This is a genomic window from Bacillus sp. 7894-2 (assembly GCF_002272225.1).
Classification (GTDB): Bacteria; Bacillota; Bacilli; order Bacillales; family Cytobacillaceae; genus Cytobacillus.
The window spans coordinates 57,508-64,430 of sequence record NZ_NPDG01000006.1; the positions used below are offsets into that span (position 1 = coordinate 57,508).

At 40.0% G+C, this 6,923-nt stretch carries 6 protein-coding genes; 4 read left to right on the forward strand and 2 right to left on the reverse strand.

Annotated elements, in window-relative coordinates:
* The first annotated feature begins 57 nt into the window (after nucleotides 1–57).
* Nucleotides 58–1,305, forward strand: a complete 1,248-nt coding sequence (locus CHI10_RS01530; RefSeq protein ID WP_095242516.1) for a helix-turn-helix domain-containing protein — start codon at nucleotides 58–60, stop codon at nucleotides 1,303–1,305.
* Between the two features lie 32 nt (nucleotides 1,306–1,337).
* On the opposite strand, the gene CHI10_RS01535 is transcribed toward CHI10_RS01530, so the two are convergent.
* On the reverse strand, nucleotides 1,338–2,273 hold the full coding sequence (locus CHI10_RS01535; RefSeq protein ID WP_353615954.1) for a DMT family transporter: 936 nt from the start codon (nucleotides 2,271–2,273) through the stop codon (nucleotides 1,338–1,340).
* A gap of 296 nt (nucleotides 2,274–2,569) precedes the next feature.
* On the opposite strand from CHI10_RS01535, the gene yyaC reads away from it, so the two are divergent.
* Both yyaC and CHI10_RS01545 read left to right on the forward strand, forming a co-directional pair.
* The gene (yyaC, locus tag CHI10_RS01540) at nucleotides 2,570–3,190 is read left to right on the forward strand and encodes a spore protease YyaC (RefSeq protein WP_095242517.1); all 621 of its coding nucleotides are present in this window, start codon (nucleotides 2,570–2,572) and stop codon (nucleotides 3,188–3,190) included.
* Nucleotides 3,191–3,294: 104 nt separating this feature from the next.
* Nucleotides 3,295–3,969: a GntR family transcriptional regulator gene (locus CHI10_RS01545; RefSeq protein WP_095242518.1), complete on the forward strand. Its 675-nt coding sequence runs from the start codon at nucleotides 3,295–3,297 to the stop codon at nucleotides 3,967–3,969.
* A 30-nt stretch (nucleotides 3,970–3,999) separates the two neighbouring features.
* On the opposite strand, the gene nadX is transcribed toward CHI10_RS01545, so the two are convergent.
* Nucleotides 4,000–4,806, reverse strand: coding sequence for an aspartate dehydrogenase (gene nadX, locus CHI10_RS01550; RefSeq protein ID WP_095242519.1), 807 nt, complete (start codon nucleotides 4,804–4,806; stop codon nucleotides 4,000–4,002).
* A gap of 547 nt (nucleotides 4,807–5,353) precedes the next feature.
* Here nadX and CHI10_RS01555 point away from each other — a divergent pair.
* Nucleotides 5,354–6,799: a hypothetical protein gene (locus tag CHI10_RS01555; RefSeq protein WP_095242520.1), complete on the forward strand. Its 1,446-nt coding sequence runs from the start codon at nucleotides 5,354–5,356 to the stop codon at nucleotides 6,797–6,799.
* Nucleotides 6,800–6,923 lie beyond the last annotated feature (124 nt).

Genomic DNA, 6,923 nt, shown 5'->3' on the forward strand with positions numbered 1-6,923 from the left:
ATAGAAAATGCCCGCCAATTTCACTATAATGATAGAAACTTTATACTGAGGTGCAGCATGATCATTGGGAAAATTATTAAGTTTTACCGGGAGAAAGCAGGACTGACACAGGGCCAGCTGGGGGAAGGAATCTGTTCCGTTACTCATTTAAGTAAAATCGAACGGGGAATTACCGAATACTCCGGAGAAATTACACATCTCCTGGCCAGGAGGCTCGGCATTGATCCCGAAGAGGAAATAATTCGATATCATCAGCTTGCCAAGAGGCTTAATGAATGGCATGAGAGCATGATAATGCAGCGAATACAGGAATCTGAACAGATAAAAAAAGAACTGCAGAATGAAAAACAAATTCATATGCCTGACTTTCAGACACTATATCGCCTGCTTTCTGCCAGATACTATTTATCTGTGAGTGATTTGGTTTCGGCATCAGAAGTAATTTCGGATCTTAATAAAGCTTCTGCTGCCTTGTCACCTCATGATGCTAATCTGCTGAAGCATATCCAGGGCATTTATTACTTTCTTACAGGGCAATACCGTGACTGTATCAGCTGTTTAGCTTCCATTGACAGAGATCATTATAGCTACGAAGAATACTATTACCATTTAGCGATTGCTTATCATTCCATCCATTCAAATATTACAGCCTATTATTATGGAAAAAAGGCGCTTCAATATTTTCAAAGAACCTTAAACATCCTCCGAATTATCGATACAGAAATGCTCCTGATTGTCCAGCTGAATGCGAAGGAGCTTCATGATTTTAATGAAACAAAGGAAAAATATGAACAATTAATTAAGCTTTGTGATGCATGTAATTCTGGTGACCGAAAATCCAAGCTTTTTCATAATCTGGCATTTGAATATTCTCGCCGGAAGAAATACCGGGAATCTGCAGGTCTCTATGAGGAAGCACTAAAGCTAACGGCAGAAAACGCCCCTCACTATTTAACTGCTCTGGATGGATATATACATACCTGCTACAAAGGGAAACTTCAGTCCCGTAATGCGTTAATAAAATTGGCTGAAGAAGGAATGGAGAGAGCAAAAGAAACAGATTCATATACCTGGATTTATTTTCAGCTCCATCTTTATTTATTAAAAAAAGAAGAAAAGCTATACTATCAATTTATTGAGGGAACAGCATTGCCGTATTTTAAAAAAATCGGCTACGGCATTTTAATAGACCATTATGAGAAAAAGCTATTCCACTTTTACTCAGAAAAAGGCGAGGCTCAAAAAGCAATTGAACTGGCCCGGTCGTTTATACAGAAACAAAAAAGCTATTATGATCATGAGTAGACTAAAACTCCAAAACTAAGACTGCATAGCACCTATGCAGTCTTATTCTTAATGGTCAGTTTATTCATCTTTCTTTGAAACATTTTCGCATTTGTTCCTATATATACCCCCGTAAGAACAAAGGCTGCGCCTATTCCATGCGCAATGGTGAACGTTTCACCTAAAAAGACTGTAGCCATGATAACAGCTGACACCGGCATCACATTAATAAAAATAGAAGCCTTGGCTGCTCCGATCTCTTTAATCCCGTTATAATACATGACAAAAGAAACAACGGTAACAAAGATACTCATATGAGCGATAGCTGCCCAGGTTGTAAAGCTGGCTTGCTGAAGATCCATCCACGTTGTTTCAGCAGAAGCAAATGGCAAAAGAAATAAGGTCCCATAGGCAACTGCATATGTGGTCGATTCCACTGAGCTGAATTTTTTCAGTACCACTTTCCCCACAACGCTATAAATGGCCCAGCTTACGACAGCGCCAAGCAATACGAAGTCAATTGGTTCAAAGCCAAATTGGAAAAGAGTGAGCAAATGGCCATCTGTAATAATAAACACTACACCAGTCAGAGCAATGGCCATTCCAATGATATGATTTTTCGTAATTTTTTCTTTCAGGACTAATCCTGATAAAAGGACGATAAGTACCGGGTTTGATGCAATAAATAATGAGCTTTTTATCACAGGTGCGTGCTTTGTGGCCAGAAAGAAACAAATATTATACAGCGCAATTCCTGTCAGGCCCAAGAGAGCAAACAGTCCATGATCACTTAAATTTGCTCGTTTCCGGTCTTTCTCCATAATCCACATAAGCGGAAAAAGCAGAATGGCAGCTCCTAAAAAACGTAAAAAAGCAACGGTTGCAGGTTCAAAGCTTTGAACAGCAAACTTGCCGGCAATAAATGCACTGCCCCATGTTGCAGTAGCCAAAGTCAGCATTCCATAAATAAGCCATAATCTCTTTTTCAAACGAACTCGCCTTCATTTCTGTAAAAATTTTATAAATAGTATTATAACATCTTTTTCGAAAGTCGAAATAGTTATTTTTAAGCATATTTGAGATGAATATCAGCTTGTACTTCATGTATGATTGAAGGAACAAAATCAAAATTCCGCGGATATGCCGCCGAAGGTCAGGGTAGTAAATAAATAATGTATAAATAAATTTTCAATTGCTGTTTTCCTGGTTTACACTAAGAATGATTATCATTTAAAAATTATGAGGATTAAAAAATAAAAAATTATGTCGGAAAGGAGGGACAAATATGTGGCCATTTTCATCAAGTAAAAAGACCAATAAAATCGTTGATGCAGCAAGCTATATTTCCATTAAAGAAACAACGGAAGAGGCGGAAATTGAAAAAATGGTATCAAAGCTGGAACAGATTTTTTACAGCTCATCCAGGGAAATCGTTATTTTGTGCATTGGGTCGGACCGCTCAACTGGAGACTCTCTTGGGCCACTCACAGGAAAGATCCTCAAAGAAAAGAACATCCAGTATCCAGTATATGGGACTCTAAAGGACCCTGTTCACGCATTAAATATCAAAACGGTTCTTAAAGGAATAAAGGAAACGCATCATGATCCTTTTATATTTGGAATAGACGCCTGCCTCGGGGACGAAAGGCAAATCGGCTATATTTTAATCAGAGAAGGATCGTTTATTCCTGGCAATGCAGTGAATCGGGTTCTGCCAAGTGTGGGTGATTATCATTTGAAGGCGATTGTAAATACTCTGGATCCATTAACACCTGTACACTCCTTAAATAGCACGAGATTATATATGGTTTTAAAACTGGCTGAAATCATTGCGGAGATTATTTCGCGTGTAGCGGCTAACGATCGGACTTCCAGAGGAGAGATAGAAAAAATGAATGTGCCGTAAACATTAAGTTGAACTCCTTGGTACATCAGGAAAAAATTGCTGTTACCCTTACAGGTAAGTTATAATGGGCAGTATGGATACTAAAGAGAGAAAGAGGGAAAGGAATGGTTAATAACTGGACGGAAGATAATCTGATCTCGATACGCGAGAGGGTTTATCTGCATATTAAGGATCTTATTTTGGACGGGGAATTTAAAGCGGGAGACCGGCTGGTTGAACGGGAACTTGCTGAGCGGTTAAATATCAGCAGGACGCCAATTCGCGAAGCGCTATTCCGCCTGGAATCACAAGGATTTGTTAAGACAGTTCCAAGAAAAGGTGTAATCGTTGCCGATATTTCTGAAAAGGAAATTATCGAAGTGTTTACCATTTTATCATCACTTGAAGTACTGGCAGCAAAATTAGCCGTCCAGAAGCTGGATGATGAAATGGAAAGCAAGTTCGCAGGAAGCATAATAAAGGTCAAGGAATACCTTAATAATCCTGAAGAGGATGCTGCTGAATTACATAGGGAGCTCAACCATCTCCTATATAGCTCCGCCAAAAATGTGAAGCTATATGAGATGCTGAGCGGGTTATCCGATTATATTCGAGCATTTGCCAAAATCGGGCATAAAAATCCCGGCAGGGCAAAGCAGTCCATGGAGGAGCATTTAAAAATCATGGAAGCCATTGTCAACAAAGAAATGGAAATGGCTGAATACCTGACCAAAATACATATTGAAAATTCAAAAAAAGCATACATTGAAGCTGTTCAGCAGAGTGAAAATAAAAAATAAGAAAGAGCAGAAGCTCTTTCTTATTTTTTATTAGACTCCAATCACAAATGATGAAGTTAAATTTTTTAAAACCTTAGCCACACTCAATGCGACAATGGGACTGGATTTTGGATTTTCCTCATAAGGAACATTCGAAACAGATATCTCCACTTCGCCGAAATAACCCTTAGCCTTGATGGTATGTGTGTTTGATTGGATAGTCGGATCAGCATACACCTTCACCTTTGTTGCTTCAAAGCCGACTCCTGCAAGGCTAAGGGCTGCTGAAACATTCACGCTCTGCGGAAACAGCCTGGATGACTCCCGGGCATTTCCTTCATAAATACAGAATGGTTCAGACAGTGTATGTAAATCCACTTTTTCTTCCGCGATCGTACCTCTCCAGCTGCGGGGATGCTTTCTTGTAATTAAGGTGATTTCTTCAATCTCACCCAATGCTCCCGCTGCAATCCGGTCCAGGCCGGCTATAGCTGCAGAGGGGACAAAGATCTGCCGGTTATGCTGTTTGGCCACAGCCTTCAGTTTTTCATAAAAACCGGTGTCTCCTAATGCTCCAACAGAAAGCACCACAAGATGGCTTCCATTTGCCAGCACTTTCTCCCCGAACTTATGCAATGCCTGATGACCTGCTGACTCTATGATTATATCTAAATCTTCATTAAAAAAATCACCTTCATCTGACGTAAGGGCGTTTGCATGTTTGTCAGCATGCTCTGCACCTTTATGGCTTCTAACCAGCACAGACTTTAATTCTACGTTGCCAGCATGGCCGGCTTCTATTAATTCCGCTATGGTCTTCCCCAGTGTTCCATAACCGATAATTCCAGCTTTAAGCATTATATCACTCCTTCTTGGGATTCCCCCTAAAACCGTATAGAATTTGGTATACGATATACTTTATGCAATTTTATCATAGAATTTAATCTAAAACGATTAAGAGAGCAATAAATTTTATAGAAAATATTAAAACATCAAAATTTTCAAAATTATTTGCACAATAGATATTTTTAGTGTTATTATAGTATACAAGTTAAAAATAGTGAAAAGGAGAGGTGGTTATAGTCCGGGTGTTCTCGACCATGAATGCATTTCGAAGGGGGCTGCACATTTAGAGAGCATAAGAGATTGATATAGTATGATAAAAGCGGTGTATTAGCAGATAATCAAGTCATCCATGAATAGCGCTTTTTTGTTTTTCGACTAACTTGGTATACAATCCACCAAATGCTGTATTCTATTTGGGAAATGTTACAAGCTCTTCTCGTAAAGTCTAATGTCGGGGTATTACATAGTCAGCCATAGATAAACAGAATGCCTCCTGCAATCTGTCTTTTGCAATCTTTTATAGGGAGTTAATTTTATAACGAAAAACGGAGGGGAATATATGGAGTTAACATTTGCTCACTGGGTCTATGCAATTGTTACTGTGTCTGTCATCGCAACGATGCTTTTTAGAAGAGGCGTTGTCCTGCCGGTTATTATTGGAACTTTCTTTGTGGCAGTTATTTATAAAGGCAGTCTGATCGCTGGCTTTCAGGCTGTATTTAATGCTAATCTCCTCGCAGCAAAAGAGTTATTCAGTATATTCTTAATCATTTCTCTCATGATCGCGCTTCTTAATTCATTGAAGGATTTGGGAGCTGACAAAAGGCTTATTGGTCCGATTGAGAAGGTTATGGTGAATGGGCATATTTCCTATTTAGTATTAATGGTTACAACCTATGTAATTTCTCTCTTTTTCTGGCCAACACCTGCTGTCCCGCTTATCTGTGCCCTGCTTGTACCCGCAGCAGTCAGAGCTGGGCTGCCTGTAATGACGGCAGCCATGGTTATTGTCATTGCTGGTCAGGGAATGGCATTGTCATCAGACTATATCATGCAGGTAGCACCGATGCTCAGTGCTAAAGCAGCTGGAATTGATAAAGCGATGGTTGCGGATAAGACACTGGTTCTTTCCGTCATTACAGGTGTACTTGCATTGACCTATGTTTATGTGGCGCATAGAAAATCAATCGTGAAAAATGGGAACCATGACTCCTCTCTAAACCCTGAAGATGCTGCTTTTTTTGGTGTAGCGAATGAGCTTGCTGCTACGGCTGAAGAAAGTGCTGAAATCATTCAGAGAAAAAATACATGGGGCAAGGTTTTTGCTGTATTAGTGCCTTTATCGATGCTGGGTGTTATGATTTATATGTTCTCAACCAAAATAACAGGTGGGTCAGGCTTTGAAGGAACAGATGGAGCTGCTTTTATTGGCGGTGTTGCGACTCTTTTATTGGTGCTTGCCACTGTGGCATTTAATCGCATCCATGCTTTAGATAAGATAAGCGAGCATTTAACGGAAGGCTTCGTGTTTGCCTTCAGAGCGATGGCTCCGGTAATTCCAATAGCAGGATTCTTCTTTATGGGAAGCTCAGACTTTACCGGCACAATTTTATCGTTGGATGAAAGCGCTGCCAAACCTGCTTTTTTATTTGATATGATACAGGCAGGCCAGGCTTATATTCCTGAGAACGCCTTTATTGCAGGATTTGGCCTCTTAATTGTCGGTCTGATCACTGGCTTAGATGGTTCCGGTTTTTCCGGGCTGCCGTTAACAGGTGCCTTATCGGGTGCATTAGCAAGTGGAAGCCATATTGATCCTTCTACATTAGCAGCCATCGGACAAATGGGTGCCATCTGGGGTGGAGGAACGATTGTTGCCTGGTCTTCGCTTGTCGCAGTAGCCGGATTCCTGCAGATTTCACCGCTGGAGCTGGCCAGGAAAAACTTTATTCCGGTTGTCGCGAGTTTATTTATCGCAACATTAATTGCCATATTAATCTGGTAAAACAGTAAGCTTGAAAAAAACAAGGCTATCCTGCAAGGTTAGAATAAACTAACTAAGGGGATAGCTTTTTTTATAAGGCTGTTTTCGCAAGGTTTGTTGCTATATGTATATTATTTACTGCGTT